The organism is Streptomyces sp. NPDC059679 (assembly GCF_042734105.1).
Classification (GTDB): Bacteria; Actinomycetota; Actinomycetes; order Streptomycetales; family Streptomycetaceae; genus Streptomyces.
Map to the genome: position 1 here is coordinate 382,007 of NZ_JBHWES010000001.1, position 23,265 is coordinate 405,271.

At 70.5% G+C, this 23,265-nt stretch carries 20 protein-coding genes and 4 pseudogenes; 12 read left to right on the top strand and 12 right to left on the bottom strand.

What is annotated here, in order from left to right; all coding sequences use genetic code 11:
• From ACFV2X_RS01710 to ACFV2X_RS01735, 6 genes and pseudogenes are all read right to left on the bottom strand, one after another.
• Positions 1–1,753 (bottom strand): annotated as a pseudogene (locus ACFV2X_RS01710) (glycoside hydrolase family 15 protein).
• An 89-nt stretch (positions 1,754–1,842) separates the two neighbouring features.
• On the bottom strand, positions 1,843–2,169 hold the full coding sequence (locus tag ACFV2X_RS01715; RefSeq protein ID WP_385609952.1) for a plasmid stabilization protein: 327 nt from the start codon (positions 2,167–2,169) through the stop codon (positions 1,843–1,845).
• 665 nt (positions 2,170–2,834) lie between these two features.
• On the bottom strand, positions 2,835–4,511 hold the full coding sequence (locus ACFV2X_RS01720) for a serine/threonine-protein kinase (RefSeq protein ID WP_385609954.1): 1,677 nt from the start codon (positions 4,509–4,511) through the stop codon (positions 2,835–2,837).
• Positions 4,512–4,595: 84 nt separating this feature from the next.
• Complete coding sequence (locus tag ACFV2X_RS01725; protein ID WP_385609956.1) at positions 4,596–5,465, bottom strand: ABC transporter permease; 870 nt, start codon at positions 5,463–5,465, stop codon at positions 4,596–4,598.
• Entirely contained in the window at positions 5,425–6,294 is an 870-nt protein-coding gene (locus tag ACFV2X_RS01730; protein ID WP_385609959.1) for an ABC transporter ATP-binding protein, read from the bottom strand. The genes ACFV2X_RS01725 and ACFV2X_RS01730 overlap by 41 nt, the downstream gene beginning before the upstream one ends.
• On the bottom strand, positions 6,291–6,746 hold the full coding sequence (locus ACFV2X_RS01735; RefSeq protein ID WP_385609962.1) for a MarR family winged helix-turn-helix transcriptional regulator: 456 nt from the start codon (positions 6,744–6,746) through the stop codon (positions 6,291–6,293). The genes ACFV2X_RS01730 and ACFV2X_RS01735 overlap by 4 nt, the downstream gene beginning before the upstream one ends.
• A gap of 276 nt (positions 6,747–7,022) precedes the next feature.
• Here ACFV2X_RS01735 and ACFV2X_RS01740 point away from each other — a divergent pair, with 276 nt between their 5' ends.
• From ACFV2X_RS01740 to ACFV2X_RS01755, 4 genes and pseudogenes are all read left to right on the top strand, one after another.
• On the top strand, positions 7,023–7,385 hold the full coding sequence (locus ACFV2X_RS01740; protein WP_385610386.1) for a bifunctional 3-phenylpropionate/cinnamic acid dioxygenase ferredoxin subunit: 363 nt from the start codon (positions 7,023–7,025) through the stop codon (positions 7,383–7,385).
• Positions 7,382–8,394: pseudogene (locus ACFV2X_RS01745) on the top strand (NAD(P)/FAD-dependent oxidoreductase); the annotation flags it as partial. The gene ACFV2X_RS01740 and the pseudogene ACFV2X_RS01745, both read left to right, overlap by 4 nt.
• Positions 8,387–8,746: pseudogene (locus ACFV2X_RS01750) on the top strand (glycine cleavage T C-terminal barrel domain-containing protein); the annotation flags it as partial. The pseudogenes ACFV2X_RS01745 and ACFV2X_RS01750, both read left to right, overlap by 8 nt.
• Before the next feature lie 36 nt (positions 8,747–8,782).
• Positions 8,783–8,884, top strand: a pseudogene (locus tag ACFV2X_RS01755) (bifunctional methylenetetrahydrofolate dehydrogenase/methenyltetrahydrofolate cyclohydrolase); the annotation flags it as partial.
• A gap of 84 nt (positions 8,885–8,968) precedes the next feature.
• Here the strand turns inward: ACFV2X_RS01755 and ACFV2X_RS01760 are convergent.
• Positions 8,969–9,262, bottom strand: coding sequence for an IclR family transcriptional regulator C-terminal domain-containing protein (locus ACFV2X_RS01760; RefSeq protein WP_385609965.1), 294 nt, complete (start codon positions 9,260–9,262; stop codon positions 8,969–8,971).
• Positions 9,263–9,536: 274 nt separating this feature from the next.
• On the opposite strand from ACFV2X_RS01760, the gene ACFV2X_RS01765 reads away from it, so the two are divergent.
• The gene (locus ACFV2X_RS01765) at positions 9,537–10,553 is read left to right on the top strand and encodes an alpha/beta fold hydrolase (RefSeq protein WP_385609967.1); all 1,017 of its coding nucleotides are present in this window, start codon (positions 9,537–9,539) and stop codon (positions 10,551–10,553) included.
• A gap of 135 nt (positions 10,554–10,688) precedes the next feature.
• Here ACFV2X_RS01765 and ACFV2X_RS01770 read toward each other — a convergent pair whose 3' ends face one another.
• A complete protein-coding gene (locus ACFV2X_RS01770) occupies positions 10,689–10,832 on the bottom strand; it encodes a hypothetical protein (protein WP_385609970.1) in 144 nt (47 codons plus the stop codon).
• A gap of 21 nt (positions 10,833–10,853) precedes the next feature.
• On the opposite strand from ACFV2X_RS01770, the gene ACFV2X_RS01775 reads away from it, so the two are divergent.
• Complete coding sequence (locus ACFV2X_RS01775; RefSeq protein WP_385609973.1) at positions 10,854–11,807, top strand: DUF5996 family protein; 954 nt, start codon at positions 10,854–10,856, stop codon at positions 11,805–11,807.
• A 29-nt stretch (positions 11,808–11,836) separates the two neighbouring features.
• Here the strand turns inward: ACFV2X_RS01775 and ACFV2X_RS01780 are convergent, their stop codons facing one another.
• A complete protein-coding gene (locus ACFV2X_RS01780; protein ID WP_385610389.1) occupies positions 11,837–13,036 on the bottom strand; it encodes a serine hydrolase domain-containing protein in 1,200 nt (399 codons plus the stop codon).
• Between the two features lie 16 nt (positions 13,037–13,052).
• Positions 13,053–14,024: an alpha/beta hydrolase gene (locus ACFV2X_RS01785; protein ID WP_385609976.1), complete on the bottom strand. Its 972-nt coding sequence runs from the start codon at positions 14,022–14,024 to the stop codon at positions 13,053–13,055.
• Between the two features lie 117 nt (positions 14,025–14,141).
• Here ACFV2X_RS01785 and ACFV2X_RS01790 point away from each other — a divergent pair, with 117 nt between their 5' ends.
• From ACFV2X_RS01790 to ACFV2X_RS01800, 3 genes are all read left to right on the top strand, one after another.
• Positions 14,142–15,176: a helix-turn-helix domain-containing protein gene (locus ACFV2X_RS01790; RefSeq protein WP_385609979.1), complete on the top strand. Its 1,035-nt coding sequence runs from the start codon at positions 14,142–14,144 to the stop codon at positions 15,174–15,176.
• 242 nt (positions 15,177–15,418) lie between these two features.
• The gene (locus ACFV2X_RS01795; protein WP_385609982.1) at positions 15,419–17,974 is read left to right on the top strand and encodes a PA14 domain-containing protein; all 2,556 of its coding nucleotides are present in this window, start codon (positions 15,419–15,421) and stop codon (positions 17,972–17,974) included.
• Positions 17,975–18,116: 142 nt separating this feature from the next.
• Positions 18,117–19,013 carry a dioxygenase gene (locus ACFV2X_RS01800; RefSeq protein ID WP_385609984.1) on the top strand — a complete coding sequence of 299 codons (897 nt, stop codon included), beginning with the start codon at positions 18,117–18,119 and terminating at the stop codon, positions 19,011–19,013.
• A gap of 46 nt (positions 19,014–19,059) precedes the next feature.
• Here ACFV2X_RS01800 and ACFV2X_RS01805 read toward each other — a convergent pair whose 3' ends face one another.
• Positions 19,060–19,305: a hypothetical protein gene (locus ACFV2X_RS01805; RefSeq protein ID WP_385609986.1), complete on the bottom strand. Its 246-nt coding sequence runs from the start codon at positions 19,303–19,305 to the stop codon at positions 19,060–19,062.
• 275 nt (positions 19,306–19,580) lie between these two features.
• A complete protein-coding gene (locus tag ACFV2X_RS01810) occupies positions 19,581–20,009 on the bottom strand; it encodes a flavin reductase family protein (RefSeq protein WP_385609989.1) in 429 nt (142 codons plus the stop codon).
• A 248-nt stretch (positions 20,010–20,257) separates the two neighbouring features.
• On the opposite strand from ACFV2X_RS01810, the gene ACFV2X_RS01815 reads away from it, so the two are divergent.
• The 3 genes from ACFV2X_RS01815 (at position 20,258) to ACFV2X_RS01825 (ending at position 23,211) form a co-directional block, all read left to right on the top strand.
• Positions 20,258–20,485 (top strand): ferredoxin, encoded by a 228-nt coding sequence (locus tag ACFV2X_RS01815; protein WP_014172977.1) that lies wholly within the window; start codon positions 20,258–20,260, stop codon positions 20,483–20,485.
• Entirely contained in the window at positions 20,475–21,869 is a 1,395-nt protein-coding gene (locus ACFV2X_RS01820; RefSeq protein ID WP_385609992.1) for an NAD(P)/FAD-dependent oxidoreductase, read from the top strand. The genes ACFV2X_RS01815 and ACFV2X_RS01820 overlap by 11 nt, the downstream gene beginning before the upstream one ends.
• 97 nt (positions 21,870–21,966) lie before the next feature.
• The gene (locus ACFV2X_RS01825) at positions 21,967–23,211 is read left to right on the top strand and encodes a cytochrome P450 (RefSeq protein ID WP_385609995.1); all 1,245 of its coding nucleotides are present in this window, start codon (positions 21,967–21,969) and stop codon (positions 23,209–23,211) included.
• The last annotated feature ends 54 nt before the right edge of the window (positions 23,212–23,265 follow it).

The window sequence follows — 23,265 nt, forward strand, 5'->3', positions numbered from 1 at the left end:
CTACCGCCCTTCCCCGAGGCGGGCCGCCGTTTCCAGCATCTGGGCGTGGACGAACGCCTGGGGCAGGTTGCCACGCAGCTGTCGCTGGCTGACGTCGTACTCCTCGGCGAACAGGCCGGGGGTGCCACAGGCCGCGCGGGTGCGTTCGAACCAGCGGAACGCGCCGATGGAGTCGCCCTCGTGATGAGCGGCCAGTGCCATCATGAAGCCGCACAGCAGGAACGCCCCCTCCGTCTCGCCCAGCGGTGTGTCACCGTGGCGAAAGCGGTAGAGATAGCCGTCCTGAGCCAGCCGGTCCTCGATGAAACGGCGGGTTCGCGGACCGCTGGGGTCTCCCGCGGGGAGGCAGCCGCGGGCGAGCGGAAGCAGCAGGCCGGCCTCCGCTCCGACGTCGTCCTCGGCGCGGGTCCAGTGCCCCTCCGGGGCCAGACAGCGCCAGCGGGACTCCCGCAGCACGGCACTGGCCAGGGTGTCCCACCGGGCCGCGGCGCGGCCCGGCAGCGCACGGGACAGGCAGCGCAGCCCGGCCACCACACAGAGCCGGGAGTGGGTCCACCACCGGTTCTCCAGCTCCCACAGACCGGCGTCCGGTGTCGGCCAGCGGCGCTCGATGGCGTCCACCGCCACATCGACGGCGCGCCGGGCGTCGGGGGTGAGGCGGTCGAGGCGGGCGGCCGCCGCGTAGAGCTGCAGCAGCTCACCGTAGGTGTCGAGCTGGAACTGGGCACCGGCTCTGTTGCCGATCCGGTCGCTGCCGCCGGGATACCCGCGCAGTGGCAACGACCGGGCCCCGGGGACCTCGGCCCCGGTGACCGTGTAGACCGGGCGCAGCGCGTCGCCGTCGTCGAGCAGCCGTTCGGTCAGATAGCCGACAGCGGTGTCCAGCAGCGGGTGCGGGCCGTGCGCGGCCACGGCGAGTCCGGCGTAGCACTGGTCGCGGACCCAGGCGAAGCGGTAGTCGTAGTCGCGGCGGGCGCCGGCCCGCTCCGGGAGCGAGGTGGTGGCGGCGGCGACCATCCCGCCGGATTCGCTGGTCAGGCCGCGCAGTACGGCGTAGGCGTGGCGCGCGTCGCGGGGCGCGGCCAGGTCGGTGCAAGCGGGGACGGCGGCCGCCCAGCACTCTTCCGTGGCGCGCCACAGCCGTACCGGTTCCAGGGGCTGGGTGCACGGCCGCGCCGAGAGCTCGAGGACGAGGTCGTGCTCGGCGCCTTCCCGTACGGTCAGCTCGCCGTGCACGCCTCCTCCGGGGGTGGGGATAGCGCCTTCGGCGCCGGTGAAGCGCAGATGCAGCCCTCCGCCGGAGGCGCGCCACACACCGTCGTCCGCCCGGGCGCCGGTCATGGGGTGCGCGCCGAAACCGGGGCGGGCATCGAGCCGCAGCCGTATCCGGGCGCTGCCCTTCACGGCCCGGATGCGGCGCAGCAGGACGAGCCGGTCCGGGGTGGCCGGCATCGCCAGCGCCTCGCGGCATTCGATCACAGCATCGCCGGTGATCCAGCGGCCCACGTGGATGAGCGCCGTCCTCGTACGCGCCGCCCCAGGCGTTCCATTCGTCCCGCGGGCCTACGGTGTACTCCCCCGCGCCGCCGATCAGGGCGGAGAAGACGGCGTCACTGTGCCAGCGCGGCGCGCACAGCCACACCACCTCGCCACGGGGCCCCACCACGGCGCCGCGCTCCCCGTCCGCGAGGACGGCGTACTCCCTCAGCGCCCATGGTGTCGGCGGGGCCGGGGCAGCGTCGTCCACCGTCATCCCTCCTCACTGCCCACCCCACCCCACCAGGGCAGCGGCGGACAGTCGCCGCCGCTGCGTCGTCACAGGTCAGCGCGTACGCGCAGCCGTCAGCGGCCGAGCGCCTTCGCCAACTGCTCCTTGGTCATATGGGAGCGGCCCTCGATACCGCGGTGCTTGGCCTCGTTGTACAGCTGGTCACGGGTGGGGCCCTTGGCCCCGCTGTGCGACCGCTGCCCGCCTCGCTCCGGCGCGGACTTCGGGTCCCGCAGGGAGGTCTTGCTCGCGGTCTTGGCCTCGCCCGATCGAGCACGTTCCTTGTTCACGGTACGGGCGGCGATCTCCTTGGCCCGGGAGGTGGGGGTACCCCGCTCTTCCTGGCTCTCCTTGATGTGCTCGTACTGTCGTTCCCGCTTGCGGCTGGATCCTGCAGGCATCGCTCAACCTCTCTGTCCCGCGTGTGTACCGCCTTCGGGGAGCAGGGCCGGCCGGTGGGCAGGCGCCGGTCCCCCGGGTGGCGGACACGGCTTCCAACGTCGCCTTCAACCATATGACGGGCGGCGCCGCCGGGTCAGCCGGGGGTGCCGGTCACCGAGGTTCCCGTCTTGGTGACGTGGTAGGTCGCCGGAGACGGTGTAGTCCTCGCCCTTCACCAGGTCGCGGTTTGCATGCCGCTCGACTTGATCTGGGCGAACAGCTCCGGGTCCCGCCATCGCAGCTCATTGCGGTTCAGGGGTCGTAGGCGAGCAGGGCGTACTCGCCGATGATGACCGGGACGCCTTTCGCGACGAAGGTGTTGTACGCCCGGTCGAAGGTCCCGGCGAGGTCCTTTGGAACACCGCGTTGAGTTCGCCCATCAGCCGGTAGTTCTGGTCGTCGCCGGAAGTGCCGCCGAAGGTCGGCTCGTTGATGCTCTCGAATACGAGCCTACAGGTCTTCGGCCAGCGCCCAGTCGACGACCTTCGACCCCGTACAGGACGCGGTTCGAAGGCGTGACCGACGCCGCCCGGTTCATCAAGCCGCTTCTGCACTGCCCCCGCGTGCCGGGCCGCCGCGACACGTACGAGTCACGCACGACGCTGCGGCCCCGTCGCGTGCCCGCTCAGGGGCTGACCATGGCCTTACCGACCTTGAGGCGGGCGCGGGCTCCGGTGAACAGGAGGTGCCCCCGGCTCTCGTCCTTTCCTCCCTTCGGCATGTCCACGCGCAGCTCGTAGTGTTCCTGGGCGCCTGTGGTGATCAGCAGCTGCATCGACCGATACTTCTTGTCCTTCACCTCGTACGTGGTGTCGGCGACCATGGCCTCGTAGCCGTGGAAGCTGGTGGGGCTGTACAGCGTTTGGGCGTTGTCGTCCGCCCAGGACAAGGTGGCCTCCGACGCCCACTCCTTGATGGTCATGGGCACCGCCTCCTTGCGGGTCAGCCGGAGCTGGACGGTCTTGTCTCCGTAGGCCACCCACTGGGAGGGGTTCCGGTGGTCCGCGCCGGAGTCCGAGCGGTCGTACTCGGCGGTGCCGGCGGGCACCGACACGATCGCGTCGAATCGCTTCTCGCGGTGGGCGGTCCAGGTGCCGGGGCGCGGCGATGGGCTGCCGCTCGCGCTCGGGCCGGTGGTCTTCTCCGCCACCGACTTCCCTCCGTCGTCGCCCGCGGTGACCCCCGCCCAGAGGGCGCCCCCGGCGGCCACCACGCCGACCAGGGCGAACGCGAGCAGCTGTCCAGTGGTGTATCGGCGCTTGGCGGCGTGCGGGGGCTTGGGGGCGGGGCCGATGGTGTGGACGTGAGCGGATGCGACCGCGGCGGGCCGCGCGCCGGCCCCGCCCGTCGGCCCCGCCTTCCCCGTGCTCTCCCCGAACTCCGCCAGCTGCCAGCCGTGCTGGGTCGCCACCAACGGTTCGGGGCCGTCCGGTGCGGGCCGCCCCTCGGCCACCGCCCGCAGCGTGGCCGCGGCGGACGACGCGTCGGGCCGCCGGTCCGGCTCCTTGGCGAGGAGCCGCAGGATCAGGGGCCCGAGCGGCCCCGCCCGCCCGGGCTCGGGCGGCTCGGCGGCCAGGATCGCGGCGAGCGTGGACTCGAGCGTGTCCCGCCGGAAGGGGGTCCAGCCCTCGACGGCCGCGTACAGCACCACCCCCAGGGACCACAGGTCCGCCGCCGCACCGGCGCCGCGGCCCGACATCCGCTCCGGGGCGATGAACTCGATCGATCCGACGAACTCCCCGCTGGCCGTGAGGGATTCCTCGCCCAGGATGTGTGCGATGCCGAAGTCGGTGAGCACGACCCGGCCGTTCTGGCCGAGCAGCACGTTCGCGGGTTTCACATCGCGGTGGATGACACCGACGGAGTGCGCGGCCGACAGGGCCTCCACGACGGCGAGACCGATCCGCGCGGACTCGGCGGGCGGCAGAGCACCGCGCCGCAGCACCTTGTCCAGGGCCTCGCCGCGAACCAACTCCATGACGATCCAGGGCAACCCGTCCTCGACGACCACGTCGTGGATGGCGACCGCGGCGGGATGCTCGACGCGCGCGGCGGCGCGGGCCTCGCGGTAGAGACGTTCGGCGGCCTGATGGAAGGCGGGATCCTCGGGGTCGCCGGAGATTTTCGGCTGCTTGACGGCGACCTCACGGTCGACGAGCTCATCATGCGCCCGCCATACGGTGCCCATCCCGCCGGAGCCGATACGCTCGGCGATCCGGTAACGGCCGCCTATCAGCCACCCCTCGATTCCCGCGCGTCCCGCGCGTCCCGCGCGTCCACCGCTGTCGCTGCCGTAGCTCATGTCCCATCAGTACCGTGCGGGTTCTTGCCTTGTCGACGCGGGGGCGACTTTCCCGGCGGTCAGTCGTCGCATATGCCGACCGGGTCAGCGCGCCAGCCGCCCCAGCAGCGAGGAGGCCGCCGCGATACCGGCCGCCGCGGCCAGCACCAGGACGAGGTAGTCGAGTGCGAGATGGTGCGGTGTGCCGAGCAGCAGTCCGCGCAACGCGTCGACCTGGTAGCTCAGCGGATTGGCGGTGCTGACGGCCTGGAGCCAGCCGGGCATGAGCGCCACCGGATACAGCGCGTTGGAGCCGAAGAACAGCGGCATGGTGATGGCCTGCCCGATGCCCATCAGCCGGTCGCGGGTCAGCACGATCCCCGCGATGGTCATCGACAGACAGGAGAAGAAGGCCGAGCCCAGGATCACCGCGACGGCCACCCCGAGCAGCCGCAGCGGATTCCAGGTCAGCGCCACCCCGAGCAGCGCCGCGATGACGATCACCACAACCGCCTGGATCAGCGCCTTCACCCCGGCGGCGAATGCCTTGCCGGTGATCAGGGCGGCGCGCGGGGTCGGGGTGACCAGCAGTTTGGTGAGGATCCCGGCGTCCCGCTCCCAGATGATCTGGATCCCGTAGAAGATGGCGATGAACATCGCGGACTGGGCGATGATGCCGGGCGCGAGATAGTCGATATACGGTGTGCCGCCGGTCGGTATCGCCTTGAGCCGGGTGAAGGTCTCACCGAAGATCAGCAGCCAGAGGGCGGGCTGGACGGCCCGGGTGTACAGCTCGGTGCGGTCGTGCCGCAGCTTCTGCAGCTCGACCACGCACATCGCGCCGACCCGCGCGGGCAGCATCCGCCAGCCGGTGCGGGGGCGCGGCGGCGTCAGCAGCGGATCGGGCCGGCCGTCCGGCGCGAGCCCGGCGGTCTCAGCCGACCCGGGACGCGGTGCGACGGGTGCTTCGGACATCGCGGAAGTCTCCTCCCTGCTCATCGGGTCCCTGCTCATCGAGACCGCGGCCGGCGACGTCCCGGAAGACGTCCTCCAGGGTCGGCGCGGGATCGGCATTCCCCTCCGCCCGGCGGCGGTCGGCCAGCTCGGAGCGCAGCTCCTCCGGCGTTCCGAGGGCGTGGATCCGGCCGCGGTGCATCAGTGCGACCCGGTCGCAGTACTGGTCGGCCTCGTCCATGTAGTGCGTGGTGACCAGCACGGTCATCCCGGTGGCCGTCCGTACCGCGTTGATGTGCTCCCATACGCTGGTGCGGGCGATCGGGTCGAGGCCGATCGTCGGCTCGTCCAGCATCAGCAGCCGGGGCGCGCTGACCAGTGCCTGGGCCAGTTCGAGGCGGCGGACCATGCCGCCGGAGTACGTCTTGGCGAGCCGGTCGGCCGCCGCGGTGAGGTCGACCGCCTGCAGCGCCCGCGCCACGCGGGCGGCCCGCTCCCGGCGGGTGACGTCGAAGACGCGGGCGAACAGCTCCACATTTTCCCGGCCGGTGAGCCCGGCGTCGGCGGACAGCTGCTGCGGTACGTAGCCCAGCAGCCTGCGGACCGCCATCCGCTCCTTCGCCGCGTCGTGTCCGAACACCCGCACCATGCCCGCGGGGACCGGCAGCAGGGTGGTGATGCAGCGGATCGCGGTGGTCTTGCCCGCTCCGTTGGGGCCGAGCAGCCCGAAGACCTCGCCCGGCCGGACCGACAGCTCCAGGCCGTCGACCGCCTTGGTCTCCCCGAACGCGTACCGCAGGCCCTCGCAGACGAGCGCGGGCTGAGCGGTGGTTTCCCGGACGTCGGTCATATCCCATCCACCTCCTCATGAAGGTTCTCGGCCAGTTTGCGCAGCGCCGGGACGGCGGCGGCCAGCGCCACCCGCTCGCTCTCGGACAGCCGCGCCACCTGCTCGCGGACCAGCGCGCCACGCCGTACCTGCCACTCCCGCAGCCGGGCCTGGGCGGCGGGGGTGGCCGTCAGCAGCGCGGAGCGCCGGTCCTCGGGGTCGGTCTCGCGGTGCAGATAGCCGGCCTTCACCAGCTGGTTGACCAGGGTGGAGACCGAGTTGCCCGCGAGGTAGAGCTCCTTGGCCGCGGCCGACACCCGGATCCGGGGGCTGGCCACGACCAGCCGCAACAGGTCCACCTGGGCACCGCGCAGCCGCGGCTCCGTCATTCCGGCCCGCAGCCGCCGCCGGATCAGCCGCTGGACTCCGGCCAGCACATCGGCGAACGAGTCGGGGAACTCCTCCGTAGCCATGCCTCCACGTTACCTCTCAATGAGAGGTAACTGTCGAGAGGCAATGGCCCGCTCGGCGGCGCACCGGCGTCGTCCCGGCCGTGCCGCACTGCTACGTCGACTTCGTGCCCGGCGCCGCCGACGACGGCGTGGTCCGCTTTCTGCCGACGCCGTCGACGAGCCCGGACGAGCAGCGCTTCGTGTCCATGTCGACTCCTTGACAAGGGGTATGGCCGACTTCAAACTGACGTTGCGCGTGGCGCAATTGGTTTCACAATATGCATCGAGGTGGTCGTGATGATTCCCGTGTGCCGTCTCGCCGATCTGCCGCGAGGCGAGGCCTTCCGGTTCGAGAACACCCCTCCCATAGCGGTGTTCCACACCGATGACGGTGAGGTCTATGCCATCGACGACACCTGCACCCACCAGGACGCCTCGCTGTCCGACGGCTGGCTGGAGGGGTGCGAGGTCGAGTGCCCGTTGCACGCCTCGAAGTTCGATCTGCGCACGGGCCGGGTGGACACCCCGCCGGCCAAGCTCCCCGTCCGCACCCACCAGGTCGTCGTCGAGAGCGGCATGATCTACGTGCAGCTGTCCCAGGACGCGCCCAACCTCCCGCGCTGCGGCGCCCACCGCCTGGCCGGCGAGGGGGTGGCATGAGGACCTTGGCCATCGTCGGTGCGTCGCTCGCCGGACTGTCGGCCGCCCGCGCACTGCGCAACCAGGGCTACGACGGACGCCTCGTCATCCTCGGCGAGGAGGCCCATCGCCCCTACGACAGGCCGCCGCTGTCGAAGGAGTTCCTCGCCGGAGACATACCGGAGTCCGCCCTCGCGCTCGAGACGGACGACGAAGCCCTCGACGCTAACTGGATGCTCGGCGCACGCGCCGTCGGCCTCGACCGGTCCGACCGCGCGATACGGCTGTCGGACGGCGGCACGGTCCATGCCGACGGGGTGGTGGTGGCCACCGAAGCGGCGGCCCGCACCCTGCCGACGGGACACGGCCTCGCCGGTGTCCATGTGCTGCGTACCCTCGACGACGCGCGTGCGCTGCGCGAAGACCTTTCGCGCGGGGGCACCCTCGTGGTGGTCGGCGGTGGGTTCGTCGGCGCCGAGGTCGCCTCGACGGCCCGTGCGCTGGGCTTCGAGGTCACCGTCGTCTCGGCCACACCGACCCCGCTCGCCGGTCCACTCGGACCCGAGATGAGCGGGCTCGTCTCCACCCTCCACACCGGGCACGGCGTCCGGTTGCTGTGCGGCACGGGCGTACGGGGGCTCAGTGGCCGGGACCGGGTGGAGGCGGTGCTGCTCGGGACGGCCGCCGCCTCGCGGCCGACACCGTCGTCGTCGGAGTGGGCGCCCGCCCCTGCGTCGAATGGCTCGACGGCTCGGGCGTGGCGCTGGCGGACGGTGTGCGGTGTGACCCGGGCGGCGGTACGAGCGTTCCGGGGATCGTCGCGGTCGGCGACTGCGCGGCCTGGTACGACCCCACAGTCGGGGCACACCGCCGGGTCGAGCACTGGACCGGGGCGCTGGAGCGCGCGGCGCCCGCCGTGACCACGCTGCTCTCCGGCGGCGCCGCCGCCCCCGAGCCCGTCCGCCCCCCGTACTTCTGGTCCGACCAGTACGGTGTCCGCCTCCAGTTCGCCGGATACGCCACCGAGGCTGGCCGGCGTCGGCTTCGCCGTCAAGATGGACAAGGGTGACTTCATCGGCCGCGCCGCGCTGGAGCGGCGGGCGGCCGACGTCCGGCACCGACTGGCCTGCCTCACCATCGACGACCCGCAGGCAGTGGTCATGGGCAAGGAGCCCGTCTACGACGGGGACCGCCCGGTCGGCTATGTCACCAGCGCCGCCTACGGCTACACGATCGGCAAGGGGATCGCGTACGCATGGCTGCCCGCCGACCTGGCCGCCGCGGGACGTTCCCTGTCCATCGGCTACTTCGACCAGCGCGTCCCCGCGGCCGTCGCCAAGGAGCCCCTGTTCGACCCGAGCATGCAGCGCCTGCGCGGCTGAGAAGGAGCCCGGCCCGTGACCGCAACCACCCTCGACGGCCGCGGCGTCACGGTCGGACGGCCGCTCTGACTGCTCCTCACCCGCAGGTCGGAGAACGCGACCGTGACGCTGTGCCATACGGGTACGAAGGGCATGGCCTGACACGTCCGCGACGCGGACATCGTCGTCGCTGCCGCCGAACGCGTCGTGTCCCCCAGGGGCCGCGCCAAGCCGCCCACTACCTCACGAAAACCCGACGGCATCACCAGTGGTGCCGTCCTGGAGAAGGGCAGGCGTGGCCGAGCCGAGTGGAGATCTGCTCGGCCGCCGCCCGCACCACCGGCAGCCGTCCGCTCGGACCTCGTTCAGCTGTGCCCGCAGACCGTCGAGGTCGGTGACGGTACGCGGCGTATAGCGGGGCAGCGAACCCACGAACCTGCTCTCGACTTCGGCCTCGGGCAGATGCGCCAGCAGTATTTTGCCGCCGACGGTGGCGTACAGCGGCAGATGGCGGTCCAGCCAGTTGTGTGCGGCCATGGGCGAGGGGCCGAGCGCCTGGTCGATGGTGACGGATGTGGCGCCGTCGAGGACGGCCAGACGGAGTGAACTGACAGTGGAGCCCTTTCCTGGTGCCCGCCCCCGGCCCCGGTGAGGCGCTGGTGCCTGCGCTCGGTGGTGGTCCTGTGACCCGAGGATCGAGCACCCCAAGAATGTGTCCGGACGCGAAATCACCCGGGCGGAGCAGCGTATGCCCCGCCCGTGTTGCGGCGTCACTCCGGCGAGTGTTGGGTGGCGGCGAGGAGACTCGCCGATGGACATACCCGAGGGAATCACACACAGTCGTCGCCACTTTCTCGGCGGCGCCGCCGCGACCGCTGTGGCGGCCCAATTCGCCATGACCGGCGATACGCCGGCGCGGTCCGCGATCGGCACATCCTTTGGCCCGGTGAAGCAGATCAAGGCCGGGGACCTGAATGTGGGGTACGTCGAAGCCGGACCCGCGAACGGACCTCCGGTCGTACTGCTGCACGGCTGGCCCTATGACATTCACAGCTACGTCGAGGTCACGCCACTGCTCGCCGCCAAGGGATACCGGGTGGTCGTCCCCTATCTGCGCGGCCATGGCACCACGCGATTCCTTTCCGGCAAAACACCCAGGGCCGCCCAGCAATCGGCATTCGCTCTCGACATCATCGCTCTGATGGACGCCCTCGAGATCGATCGGGCCATCCTCGCCGGCTACGACTGGGGGTCACGGACGGCCGACATCATCGCGGCGCTCTGGCCGGAGCGCTGCAAGGCGCTGATCTCCGTCACCGGCTATCTGATCGTCAATGTCGAAGCCAACAAGTTTCCGACGCCACCGAAAAGCGAATGGGCATGGTGGTACCAGTATTACTTCGCCACGGAAAGGGGCGTGCGGGGCCTCAGGAAGTACCGCCACGATTTGGCGGAGCTGGTGTGGAAGTTCAACTCGCCGACCTGGAAATTCAGTGCGGCGACCTTCGACCGCACCGCAGCGGCTTTCGACAACCCCGATTACGTCAGCATCGTGATCGACAACTATCGCTGGCGGCTCAGCCTGACCAAGGGCGAGCCCCGGTACGCCGCCATCGAAAAGCGCCTTGCCGCGGCCCCGGCCATCAAGGTGCCGACGATCACCATTGACGGAGCCTACGATCCATTCACGCCCCCGGGAAACGGTTCGGCCTATCGCAAGAAGTTCGTCGGTAAATACGCGCACCAGACCCTCAAGGTGGGACACAACGTTCCCCAGGAGGCTCCGCGAGCCTTCGCGGCGGCTGTCGTCGCGGTCGATGGATTCTGAGTCGCTGGCCGGTCGGCTGGTGGTTAGCCTGAAAGTCCTGCTGTGGTTGCCCGCACAGTCATCCGCGTCGGACGTGGGACGGCATACGCACAGAGGAGAGGGCACCACATTGCGCGAGGCCGCACTGGCGTCGGGCTATATCAGCGCGAAGGACTTCGACCACATCGTCAGGCCCACCGCCATGGTCGGCCAGGAGAAATCCCGGTCGGCGTAGCAGAATGGGTACGGGGTGGCATCGCGGTCCATCGCGGTGTCGCCTGGGCGACTCGCCGTTCCCATCGATGAGTTGGGAGGTTCGTCGTGAGCACATCCATCCGCGTATGGCCACGGCTGGTCTACGAGGAACTGGCTCCCATGGTCGCCTTCGTGAATCGATTGGTGCAGGTCGCGGGCAAGTACACCCTCGACGAGCCCTTCGAAGTCGGCTGGGGGAACATCGTCCTCGATGTCACACCCCGTGGGCTCAGGACACCAACGCTCCGGAAGCGAGATGTGACCTTCACCGTGCACTACCGTCTGCTCGACGGCGATGTGGTCATCGAGGCGGACTCGGGCTCACGGACCGTGCCGTTGTTCGACGAATCGCTGGCCGCGTTCTACGCGTCGTTCTGCCACGCGGTGGGCGAACTCGGCATTCGCCGCCCGGGCTCCTCGTTGATCTGCGAGATTCCCGGTGCCCCGGCGACCTTCGGAGACGATCGCGTCGAACGCCACTGGGATGACCGCACCGCTGGGCTGATCTGGAGCGCGCTGAACCTCGCCGCCGGCGGGCTCGAGGCGTGGCAGGCGCCCTTCGAAGGCCACCGCCCCCGGGTCGGGGTGATGTGGGGCGGTTTCGACCTCTCCGCCACACGCCACCGCGCACGGCCCACCGCGCCGCCGGCCCACGGCCCGGCGTTTCTCAAGAACGCCCAGGTCGAGGAGTACATGGCGGTGGGATTCGCGTTCGGCACCCCCGATGCGCCGGACGCGGGCATGTACGCCTACATCTGGCCCCAGCCGGACGGCCTCGAGGGCCGGTCCTGGGGTGTCGACGGCGCGGCCTGGAATCCCGACGCCGGTCTGGTTCTGCTGCCGTGGGCCACGCTCAGGGACACACCCAACCCGCACCAGTCCATCGTCGCGTTCGGTGACGCCGTCTACGACGCCGCCGTCGAGACGGCGGGCTGGCCGTCGGACCTCGTCGGGCCCCGCTGCGACGGTTGGTACATGAGCAGGACACCACCTTCCCCGGTCGAGGCCCAGCACCGCTGACGTCCGCCGCTATCGGGTCGGCCCGTACTCTACGAGGCCCCCTTCTCGGCCGGGGCGTCTGCGGTACCGCACATCGCCTGCTGGTACAGCGTCGACAGCGCGTCGTCGATGGGGTGGGGCTGCGGCTTGCCCGAGGAGTCCGGCTTGTTCCACCTCATGAGGTTGATCGCGACGGACACCTGACGCTTGCCGTCGGCCCGGGTCATGGACATCGTTCCGGCTCCCCACACCGTGCCGGTGTTGCCCCAGAAGGTGGCGCCGTCCGGGGTGCTGACCTTGTGCAGACCGAAGCCGTAGTCGATCGTCGTGCCGTCCAGGGCACGGACCGGGCCCGTGTGCTGCATCTGTGCCAGCGATGACTGGTCGACGATCTCGCCGTTGAGCAGCTTGCCGAAGAAACGGTTGAGATCCTCCATGGTCGATATCAAAGAGGCCGTCAGCCACACCCAGGACATGTTGTAGACGCTGTAGTCGCGCGGCGGGTCGATCAGGCCGTGCAGGGCCTCGTATATCCGTGGGTGCGGGCTCTCGATTTGCGTACCGGTCGGAAACTCGGTGTGCCGGAGCCCGGCGCGCTCGATCACATTCTCGGTGACGTACTTCTCGGCCGGGGTACCGGTCACCTGCTCAAGGAGTTGGCCCAGGAGCACGTAATTGGTGTTGGAGTACACCCCTTTCGGGCCTCCGGGCTCGCAGACGGGCGGCGCCGCGAGCCCCATCTCGATCAGCTCGGCCGGGTCGAACTGCCGGAACCGGTTGTCGTCCACCTTCTCGGGCGAGATGTCCGGCAGAGAGGGGACACCGCGGACGGACGAAAACGCGGAGGGGATGTAATCACAGATGCCGCTGGTGTGGTTGAGCAGCATCCGCACCGTGATCGCGCTGCCGCGCTCTCCCGGTACCAGCCGCGGCAGATAGCCGCCGATCGGCGCGTCGAGTCCGATCCGACCCTGCTCGACCTGGAGCATGATGGCGGCGGCGGTGAAGGTCTTGGTGATGCTGCCGACGCGATGGTGCATCTCGGGGCCGACGGGACGGCCGGTTTCGACATCGGCGACCCCGGAAGCGCCGCGCCATGTCCGGCCGCCGTCGCGCACCTCGGCGAACACCCCCGGCATCCCCGCGCGGTGGACACCGTCCAGGGCGGACTGAAGCTCCGCGGGAGCGAGATCGGTCGACGAGCCCGCGCCGTCGGCCGCCACGTCATACGCCTCGTTGGGTTCGGTTATCAAGACATCCGTCCTTTCATCCTCCATGAGTGCATCGGGGACTTTCCCCATTCAGGGCCCCGTTCAGGGCCCCGTTCAGGGCGCCACTCAGGGCGCCGTTCAGGGCGCGGCGCAGGGCGGCGCCGAGCTCGGCGTTCTGCCGCTGGGAGACCTCGGCGGACAGGATCGCCTGCGATCCGTGGAAGGTGCCGGGCCACTGATGCAGTTCGACCGACACGCCCGCCTGCAGCAGGCGCAGCGCGTACGCGATGTCCTCGTCGCGGTTGGGACACAGCTCTGCCGTGGCGATATAGGCCGGTGGCAGACCGGACAGATCGGCGGCCCGCGCGGGGGCGGCGTACGGTGTCGCGGCCTGGGAGCCCAGATACTGCCGCCACGCCGTGGTGGCCTTGTCGCGAGTGAACCAGGGCGTGTCCGTGAAGTTCCGCGCCGACCACGTCTCCTGCCGGTCGTCGAGCCCCGGTTGGTTCAGCAACTGGAAGCAGATCGCGGGCCCCCGCTCGTCACGCGCCCGCAGCGCCAGCGCGGCCGCGATCCCGCCGCCGGCGCTGTGGCCTCCGACCGCGATCCGCTCCGGGTCGACGCCGAGTTGGCCCGCGTGCTCGGCCGTCCAGTTGAGCACGGCGTAGGCGTCGTCCAGGGCGGCCGGGAAGCGATGTTCGGGGGCCAGCCGGTAGGCCACCGAAATCACCACCGCGCCGGAGCCGGAGGCGATCCGGGCGGCCCACGGGTGCTCGGTGTCCAGGCTCCCCATGACGAAACCGCCGCCGTGCAGCCAGACGATGGCCCCCTGCGCCTGATGCGGCCGGTAGATCCGCACCGCCACGTCCGGATCGGCGGCCACCGTACGGTCCTCGATCTCCATGTCCGCGGTGTCCGGTGCCGGGATCGCGGCGGCCAACCCGGCGAGGCTCGTACGCGCGGTGGACGGCTGGGTCAGATCAGTCCGGGGGAACAGCGGAATGAATGCTTCGAGTTCGGGATCCATGACGACCATCCTCACGGCCGTCCCCCGAGGGGTCATCCGCCATCCGTCGCGCATCCCGCCCCGATCACGCACCGACCGGCGCCCCTGCCCGTCTCCCCGCCCTTCTATCCTTCTGCCATGGAGGCACTGGCCGTACGGCTGTCGGGACTCGATCCGTACGTCGATGGCGCGATCCGCATCGTGGCGTTCTACGACACGCTGATGCGCCGACGGGTGGATCTCCCGGCGCTCGCCCGCGCCTCGGCGGGCCTGGCCGAATGCGTCGCCGGGATACGGCTGCACGGCACGGGACGGATGATCCGCGTCTCACCCCATGGCACGGAGGTGTCCACTCCGCAGTCGCCCGCGTCCACCACTGCGCCGATCACCCTCGACGACGAGGAGATCGGCACGGTGTGGCTGGAACGCCCCGGCTCGCCGGGCCCGCTCGACGAAGTCCTCCTCGACCGGCTCGCCATCGCCGCCGCGGCGGCCGTCGAGCGGTACGGCCCGGCCCGCACCACCATGGCCGACCCCGCCCTCGTCGAACTGGCGATCAGCGCCGGCAGCGACGAGGCGGCCAGAGCGCGGGCGCTGCGGCTCCTGGGGTTCGCCCCCGATCTGCCGGTCCATGTCGTCGCCGTACGCTCACGGCTCCCGCTCGACCGGATCGGCGGCCTGATCTGCCCGGCCCGCCCGGTGAAGGCGGCGCCGCTCGCCGACGTGGGTGTCCTCCTGGCCGCCACCGTGGATCCGGCCCGGTTTCCGGCGGACGTGCACGCGGGCATCGGCGCCGCCGGAAGCCCCGACCGATCCTGGCGGCAGGCCCGCACCGCCCTCCGCTTCACCACCGCGCGCGAACCCATCGTCCGCCACACCGATCTGGGCGCGCTGGCGCTTCTGGCCGAGATACCCCGGGACGCCGCGCGCGACAACGCCGACGTGGCCGCCATCGCCCGTATCGCCGGCAACGCCGATGACATGGAGGTGCTGGACGCCTACTGCGCCACCGGCTCCCTGCGCCGGGCAGCCGACCTGCTCCATCTGCACCACAGCAGCGTCGCCCGCCGGGTCGAACAGATCGCCAGGACCCTGGACATCGAGCTCACCGGGCCCACCGGGCTGACCCGGGCCAGGCTCGCCCTCACCCTATGGCGGCTGCACAACGCCTGAGCCGCCCACGATGCCGTTGGCCGGCCGGGAGCGTGTTCATGGTCTGGACTTGAGGTCGGGAGCCGTGCTCTTATGCCAACTACTCCTGATGACAACGTTGTACAGACTGAAGCACCGAGCCGCCACCCTTCCTCAGCCAAGGAGGATTCGTGCGCATCAGATCGTTCAGTCCGTTCAGTCCACCAAGACCGTCAAGGCGGTCCAGACCGCTGAGAAACCGAATCGCCCTGCTGATCGCGGTAATGCTGGGTGTCGCGGGACTGACCGCCGCACCCGCCGCGACGGCCGCGGACGATCCCCCCGAGGTCCATGGCCTCAAGGGCGAGTACTACACCCAGTCCGCCCCCGGCGCCTTCGACTTCCATGAGCTCAAGGCCACCGGGTTCGATCCGCGGCTCGACTTCGACTCCCTGGAGTCCCGGCTGCGTTCCGCCACCGGCCGGTCGGACGACGTCAGCGTCCGCTGGACCGGCCGGATCGTACCGGAGAAGACCGGGCCCACCACCTTCTCGATCAGCGGGGACAACGGCTTCCGCCTCTGGGTCGGCGGCAAACTCGTCATCGACCACTGGGTCGACGACTGGGACCGCGAACAGACCAGCGAGCCCATGGAGTTGACCGCGGGCACGGCGTACGACATCAAGGTCGAGTACTTCGAGCACTACGGAGGCTCCAACCTCCATGTGCGCTGGACACCGCCCGGCGGCACCAAGACGGCCATCCCGCAGTCCGCCTTGTCGCTGCCCGAGGGCTACGACTACAACGGCGCCATCGCCGCCACGGTCCTGGGGGACGGCCGGACGCTCAGGCTCGACTTCGCCCAGAAGCTCCAGACGCCCCCGGCCGAACTCGCCGACCACCTGACCGCCGTCATCGGCGGTGCCACCTGGCCGCTCGGCGAGGCCCGGCTGAACCAGGCCGATCCCGCGTCGCTGCTGGTCGCGCTCAAAGAGCCGGTCGTCGGCAACAAGACCGGCACCGCACGCGGCACCGCCGATGTCCGCTACGACGGAACGGGCGGTCTGACCGACGTGGATGGCAACGTTGTCAGATCCTTCTGGAGCAGCGGGGCCAACCACTCCACGTACGAACTGCGCACCCGGTGGGCCGACGATGTCACCCCGGCCAACGCCCACCGCGAGTACCCCAGACCGCAGCTGACCCGTGGCGACTGGCAGAACCTCAACGGCACCTGGCAGTTCGCCGCGGCCAGGGCGGGCGAGCAGCCGCCGGTGGGCAAGAACCTCGCCGAGAAGATCCTCGTCCCCTACCCCGTCGAGTCCCAGCTGTCGGGCCTCGAGCGGCACGAGGACCGCATGTGGTACCGGCGCACCTTCACCGTCCCTGCCGACTGGCACATCGGCTCCGGCAAGCGTCTACGGCTGAACTTCGGCGCGGTCGACTGGCGGACGGAGGTCTACGTCAACGGCACCAAGGTCGCCGATCACCAGGGCGGCTACGACAAGTTCGGCGCCGACATCACCGACGCCCTCAAACCGGGCCGTACCCAGGAGCTGATCGTCGGCGTCTACGACCCGACCGACGCCACGAGCGGTGAGAACCCGCCCCTCGGCAAACAGCGCCTCGACCCCAGTGGCATCTGGTACACCCCCTCCTCCGGCATCTGGCAGACGGTCTGGCTGGAGCCGGTGGCGGCCGACCACGTCGATTCGCTCAAGCTCACCCCGGATGTGAGCGCGGGCACCCTGACGGTCGAGCCGCGGGGCGTACGGGACGGCCTTCCGGTCACGGCGACGGCGTACGAGGGCAAGCGGCCCGTGGCCACCGCCACCGGGCGCAGCGGCACCCCGCTCACCCTGAAGATCCGCAACGCGCGCCTGTGGTCGCCGGACGATCCGTTCCTGTACGACCTCAAGGTGAGCGTCGGCTCCGACCGCGTCGGCAGCTACTTCGGTATGCGCTCCATCGCCGTCGAGAAGGTGAACGGCACCCCGCGCACCGTTCTCAACGGCAAGCCGGTGTTCATGATGGCCACCCTCGACCAGGGCTTCTGGCCGGACGGTCTGCACACCGCGCCGAGCGACGCGGCCCTGGCCTACGACCTGCGGATGCACAAGGCGATGGGCTTCAACGCTGTCCGCAAGCACATCAAGGTCGAACCGGACCGCTGGTTCTACTGGGCGGACCGGCTGGGCCTGCTCGTCTGGCAGGACATGCCCGCCATGACCGCGGGGGTGAACCCGGACGCGGCGTCCCGCGCCGAGTACGAGCGCGAGATGAAGCAGATGATCGACGAGCACATCAGCAGCCCGTCGATCGTCATGTGGGTCACCTTCAACGAGGGCTGGGGCCAGTACGACATGGCCCGCATCGCCGACCAGGCCAAGGCATGGGACCCGACCCGGCTGATCAACAGCATGTCGGGCCTCAACCTCGGTGCGGACGGCGGCACCGGCGACATCATGGACGAACACGGCTATCCGAGCCCAGCGCTGCCCCCGCACCCTGACGGCGAACGCGCCCTGGTCAGCGGCGAGTACGGCGGTCTCGGCCTGGCCGTGCCCGGACACGCCTGGTCGGTCCAGCAGTCCTATGTCGACGTCGACCCGGCCACCTACACCGACGACTACCTCACCAAACTGGCCGAGGTGCACGCCCTGGCCTGCCGGGGCGGCAACGGCGCGGTGTACACGCAGATCACGGATGTCGAGGGCGAGCTCAACGGGCTGCTCACCTACGATCGTAAGGTCACCAAACCCGATGTACGGCGGCTCAAGGCGGCCCACGAGGCGTTGATCGACGACGTGTCGCGGGCGACCCCCGCCAACTGCGCCTGACCCGAAGCCGCCCGGCGGACGTCTCCCGTCCCGCCGGGCGGCCTCGTCCGTGTCCTCGCGCGGCCTGTCCCTGGAACGTGTTCCCCGGTCGGCCCACCGGGAACACTCCGACCACCACGCCGCCCCGAGGAGGTTCCGCCACATGACCACCACTCCCGAAGCTTCGGGCCAACAACACAGGGTCGAGGACGAGTTGGTCCGTATGGTGCTCGCATCGTTCCGGAACACGCCGGATCCCCGTCTCAAAGAGGTGATGCAGGCCCTGGTGCTCCATCTGCACGCCTTCATCCGCGCGGTCCGCCCGACCGAGGCCGAATGGCAGCGGGCCATCGACTTCCTCACCGCGGCCGGACGCATCACCACCGACCGCCGCCAGGAGTTCGTGCTGCTGTCGGACGTCCTCGGCGCGTCCATGCAGACCATCAACGTCAACCACGAAGCCGCCGCCGACGCCACCGAAGCCACGGTGGTCGGCCCCTTCTTCGTCGAGGGCTCCCCCGAGATCCCCCTGGGCGGCGACATGGCCACCGGCGCCCCGGGAGAACCCTGCTGGGTCGAGGGCACCGTCACCGACACCGACGGCAACCCCGTCCCCGGCGCACGCCTGGAGGTGTGGGAAGCCGATGAGGACGGCCTCTACGATGTGCAGTACGACCACGGCCACCTCGCCGGCCGGGCCCACCTGTACACCGACGACAAGGGCGGTTACGCCTTCTGGGGGCTCACCCCCACGCCGTACCCCATCCCCCACGACGGGCCCGTCGGAGCCCTGCTCGACAAGACCGCGCGCTCGCCCCTGCGCGCTGCCCATCTGCACATCATGGCCACCGCACCGGGCCTGCGCACCCTCGTCACCCACATCTTCGTCGAGGGCGACAGCCTGCTGGACTCGGACGCGGTGTTCGGCGTCAAGGAATCCCTCGTCAAACGATTCGCGCGGCAGCCGGCCGGCACACCCGCTCCCGACGGACGGGACCTTTCCGGGGAGAGCTGGTCCCGCGTGCGGTTCGACATCGTGCTGCCCCCGCAAAGCACATGACGGGCTGACTGGCCGACGGGCCGACGGGCCCCTTCCCGGCCCGGGTTCACTTTCCCCCGGCCGGGTCGGCGGCGGCCCGGATCCGCGCGCCGAAGCCGTCCTCGCACAACGCCTGCCGCTCGCACTGGGCGTTCACCCAGGCCGACAGCTCGGCCACCCGGTATGCGTCCGCCGCGACGAGGTCGTTGCGCGGGCCGAAGGCGTTGAAGGCCATGTTGCCGTACGGCAGAAGGTTCTCCCGGCCGTCCGGGCCAAGGCCCACCGCGTCCGGGAAGGCCCGGAGCGGAAACACCTCCGCGAGCGCGGTGAAACCGTCGAACTCCCGGCCCTTGGCGAGACTCGAAGTGCTGCCAGTCCACCAGGGCGGCGTGCACCTGCTGGTAGCGGGCCGGCGCGTGGACGTCGTAGCGCGGGAGATATACGACCGGACCGGCCTCGTGCAGGTCCCGGTGCAGCGGTTCGGGGTCGAGGAGGTGGTCGTGGGCGAACGGGTCGGCGTCGCTGACGGGCGGCACGACGGCAGGCTCCATTGCCTCGGTCATCGCGGCTCCTTGGGACGTAATGAGGTCAGAGGTCGAGGACGAGGCGGTCGCCACAGGACCTCGACACGCACAGCAACATGCAGTCGTTCGCCACCCATTCATGGTCGGCCGGCACCGAGTCCCGATGGTCCGGCCGTCCCTCCAGCACGGGGGTCAGACACGTCCCGCTGGTGCCCTGCTCGCAGGAGGACAGCACGTCCGCGCCGGCCCGGCGCACCGCCTCGAGCACCGAGGTCTCCGGGGTGACGGTGACCGTGCGTCCGGTACGCCGCGGCTCCACCTGGAACGGTGTGTCCCGCACCGGCGCGGTCCGCGTGGCGGCGGTGAAGCGCTCGACCCGCAGGGCGTACGGCGGCCAGGCGGCGCAGAACGCTTCGACGGCGGCGAGCAGCGGGGCGGGGCCGCAGCAGTACACCTTGGTGTCCGGTCGCGGTGTGCCCAGCCGTCGCCGCACAGGGAGTACTGCCGGGCCGTCCCGTCCGGCAGCACCAGGTCGATATGGGAACCAGGACCGACTCGCCGCTCTGTGTCCTCACCCGGCCATCATCGGATTCCTCCCAACCCGTCAAGGGCGCTCCCGCTTTGCGATCCGCTCCTCGGGGGTCAATCCTGGTGGAGAGGCATGCCGACCGATCGTGTGGACCGAGCGCAGGGGCCGCGCAGCCTGCGGCGACCGCGGCCCGAGCAGGGAGCGGGTTCCGGATGAGACTTGTCGTCGACCTCAATCGGTGCCAGGGATTCGCGCAGTGCGTGTTCCTCGCCCCGGATGTGTTCGCCCTGAACGGCGAAGAGGCACTGCTGTTCTCGCCGCAGTTCGACGAGGCGCAGCGCGAGCTGGTGGAACGGGCCGCGGCGGCCTGTCCGGTCCAGGCCATCCTCGTCGACTACTCCGACGAGCCGACGAAGGGGGTGGAGCCCCGTGTCGGCTGAGAGCGAGGTCGAGGTCCTTCGGCGAGAGGGGCGTATCGTCGTCGTCGGTGCCTCGCTGGCCGGTCTGCGCGCGGCGGAGACCCTGCGTGACACGGGGTTCACCGGGTCCCTGACCATGATCGGCGATGAGCCGTACGAGCCGTACGATCGGCCACCACTCTCCAAGCAGGTGCTGCTGGGGCGGGCGCATGCCGAGGACACCGCACTGCCGCGGCGGCGCGATATCGACGCCGAGTGGCGGCTGGGCTTTGCCGCCGAGAGCCTGGACCGGGACACCAAGCAGGTACGCCTGGCCAACGACGACACGGTCGCCTACGACCGCCTGCTGATCACCACCGGAACCAGGGCCCGCCCCTGGTTCCACCCCGAACAGGAGGCGCTGGACGGGGTGTTCGTGCTGCGCACCCGCCACGACGCCGCCCGGCTGTACCGGAAGCTGGCCGCCGGCCCGTCCCGGGTGCTGGTGGTCGGCGCCGGTTTCACGGGGTCCGAGGTCGCCTCCGCCTGCCGGGAGCGGGGTCTGGAGGTCACCGTCGTGGAACGCGGCCCGACACCGCTGGTGGGCGCGCTCGGCGGAGTCGTCGGCGAGGTGGCGGCCCGGCTCCAGCGCGATCGCGGGGTGGACCTGCGCTGCGGCACCAGCCTGACCGCGCTGGAGGGCGACGAGGCCGGACGGCTCAGGCGCGGCCACCTGTCCGACGGTTCCGCCATCGACGTGGACGTGGCGGTGATCGCGCTCGGCGCCATACGGAACACCGAATGGCTCGCCGGCTCCGGGGTGGCCGCCGGTCCCCGGGGGATCGCCTGCGACGCCGGTTGCCGGGTGTTCGACGTCAACGGCATCGTCACCGATGACATCTACGCCGCCGGTGACGTCGCCCGCAGCCCCCATCCGCTGTTCGACTACCAGTTCCTGGCGCTGGAACACTGGGGCAACGCGGTCGAACAGGCCCAGATCGCGGCCCACAACATGATCTGCGCGGCTCCCGACCGCAGTCCGCATCTGTGGCTGCCGACGTTCTGGTCGGTCCAGTTCGGCGTCAACATCAAGTCCGTGGGCGTCCCCACGATGGGCGACCAGTTGGTCATATCCCAAGGGATACTCGCCGAGAAGGCGTTCGTCGCGGTGTACGGATACCGCGGCCGTGTCATCGCCGCGGCCTTTTTCGACCGAGCGAAGTGGCTGGGCTTCTACCGGGAGCGGATCGAGCGCGGCGCACCGTTCCCGCCCGACTATCCCCTGGTCGACCGCCGGACCGAAGCGCTGCAGCCGGTCGATCCCGCCCTGCCCGACCCCCACCTCCCCACCCACCAGCCCACCGTCACACTGACGGGTCACTCACCGAGCGAGCGGCGTATCGAGTTCGTCCCGTCGCGGGCCTGATCCCGTCGCGGGCCTGACCGCGTCTGACCCACGCCTGACCAGGCATGACCGCGCCTGACCACCGGCCCCGGACCGCCCGAAGCCTCTAGGAGACACCATGACGACGCTCGGCAGCATGTCCGCACGCATCAACGACTACGCCAACCGGGCCGATCCGTACCCGCTCTACGCGGAGCTGCGCAAACAGCCGGTCATCCGAGAGGACGACGGCACCTACCTGGTCAGCACCTACTACGAGGTGAGGAGCCTGGCCAACGACCCACGGCTCAGCAACGACACGCGCAACCGCGTGCCCGGCTGTGCTCGCCCCGGGGAATCGGAGGAGGACACGGGCCTGCCGCCGAGCTTCATCTTCACCGACCCGCCCGAACACGACCGGCTGCGCAATGCGGCGAACCGGCCGTTCGGCCCCCCGCACAGCCCCCGGTTCCTCCACGATCTGCAAGCGGACCTGGGCAAGGTCGTCACCGAACTGCTTGACGCCTTCGAGGGAAAGGACCAGGTCGACATCGTCGAGGACTTCTCCTACCCCCTTCCGGTCACGGCCATCTGCAAGGTCCTCGGCGTGCCGCGTGAGGACGAGCCGCGCTTCCACGGCTGGGCCGACGCCCTGGCGGCCGGGATCGATCCGCACCGCGCCGAGGGCGCCGAAGGCGGCCAAAGCCCCCAAGAGAAGTCGGACAAGGCACGCCAGGAGATGGGCGTCTACCTGGCCGATCTGATCGATGCCGCACGCCGCCGTCCCCGCCCCGGGATCCTCAGCGCCCTCGCCCCCCACACCGGCCCCGGCGGCAGCATGACACCGAAGGATCTGGTGGCCACGGCGGTGCTGCTCCTGGTCGCCGGCCACGAAACCACCGTCAACCTGATCACGAACACCACGCTCACCCTGCTGCGCCACCCCGATGTCCTCCGGCGGTTCCAACACGACCCGGACCTGGCCACCCCCCTCATCGAGGAGGTGCTGCGCTACGAACCCCCGGTCCAGTTCGTCCCGTGGACCACCGCCCTGGCCGATATCGACATCGCCGACACCACCATCCCCAAGGGCTCCCCGGTCTGGCTCATGCTGGCCGCGGCCAACCGCGACCCGAGACGCTTCGAGGACCCCGACCGGTTCATGCCCGACCGCAAGGACAACGAACACCTCGGCTTCTACACCGGCATCCACTACTGCTTCGGCGCCCCGCTCGCCCGTATAGAGGCGCATCTCGCCCTGCCCGAACTGTTCCGCCGGGTCAAGGACTTCCGGCTGCTGGAGGACCCGCCACCGTACCGCGCCAACGCCGTGCTGCGCGGCCCCCGTCACCTTCCCGTGGCGATCGAGGGCGTCACCGCCTGAGCGCCGGCCCGACTCCCCTCGAAGCTCCTGTCCGCACTGCGGCACCTGTGGCAG

What these genes read in the sequence shown, in the direction of transcription:
- ACFV2X_RS01715 (WP_385609952.1), bottom strand. Translation starts at nt 2,169, where the DNA reads ATGCCTGCAGGATCCAGCCGCAAGCGGGAACGACAGTACGAGCACATC.
- ACFV2X_RS01720 (WP_385609954.1), bottom strand. Translation starts at nt 4,511, where the DNA reads ATGAGCTACGGCAGCGACAGCGGTGGACGCGCGGGACGCGCGGGACGC.
- ACFV2X_RS01725 (WP_385609956.1), bottom strand. Translation starts at nt 5,465, where the DNA reads ATGTCCGAAGCACCCGTCGCACCGCGTCCCGGGTCGGCTGAGACCGCC.
- ACFV2X_RS01730 (WP_385609959.1), bottom strand. Translation starts at nt 6,294, where the DNA reads ATGACCGACGTCCGGGAAACCACCGCTCAGCCCGCGCTCGTCTGCGAG.
- ACFV2X_RS01735 (WP_385609962.1), bottom strand. Translation starts at nt 6,746, where the DNA reads ATGGCTACGGAGGAGTTCCCCGACTCGTTCGCCGATGTGCTGGCCGGA.
- ACFV2X_RS01740 (WP_385610386.1), top strand. Translation starts at nt 7,023, where the DNA reads ATGATTCCCGTGTGCCGTCTCGCCGATCTGCCGCGAGGCGAGGCCTTC.
- ACFV2X_RS01760 (WP_385609965.1), bottom strand. Translation starts at nt 9,262, where the DNA reads ATGGCCGCACACAACTGGCTGGACCGCCATCTGCCGCTGTACGCCACC.
- ACFV2X_RS01765 (WP_385609967.1), top strand. Translation starts at nt 9,537, where the DNA reads ATGGACATACCCGAGGGAATCACACACAGTCGTCGCCACTTTCTCGGC.
- ACFV2X_RS01770 (WP_385609970.1), bottom strand. Translation starts at nt 10,832, where the DNA reads ATGGGAACGGCGAGTCGCCCAGGCGACACCGCGATGGACCGCGATGCC.
- ACFV2X_RS01785 (WP_385609976.1), bottom strand. Translation starts at nt 14,024, where the DNA reads ATGGATCCCGAACTCGAAGCATTCATTCCGCTGTTCCCCCGGACTGAT.
- ACFV2X_RS01790 (WP_385609979.1), top strand. Translation starts at nt 14,142, where the DNA reads ATGGAGGCACTGGCCGTACGGCTGTCGGGACTCGATCCGTACGTCGAT.
- ACFV2X_RS01795 (WP_385609982.1), top strand. Translation starts at nt 15,419, where the DNA reads ATGCTGGGTGTCGCGGGACTGACCGCCGCACCCGCCGCGACGGCCGCG.
- ACFV2X_RS01800 (WP_385609984.1), top strand. Translation starts at nt 18,117, where the DNA reads ATGACCACCACTCCCGAAGCTTCGGGCCAACAACACAGGGTCGAGGAC.
- ACFV2X_RS01815 (WP_014172977.1), top strand. Translation starts at nt 20,258, where the DNA reads ATGAGACTTGTCGTCGACCTCAATCGGTGCCAGGGATTCGCGCAGTGC.
- ACFV2X_RS01825 (WP_385609995.1), top strand. Translation starts at nt 21,967, where the DNA reads ATGACGACGCTCGGCAGCATGTCCGCACGCATCAACGACTACGCCAAC.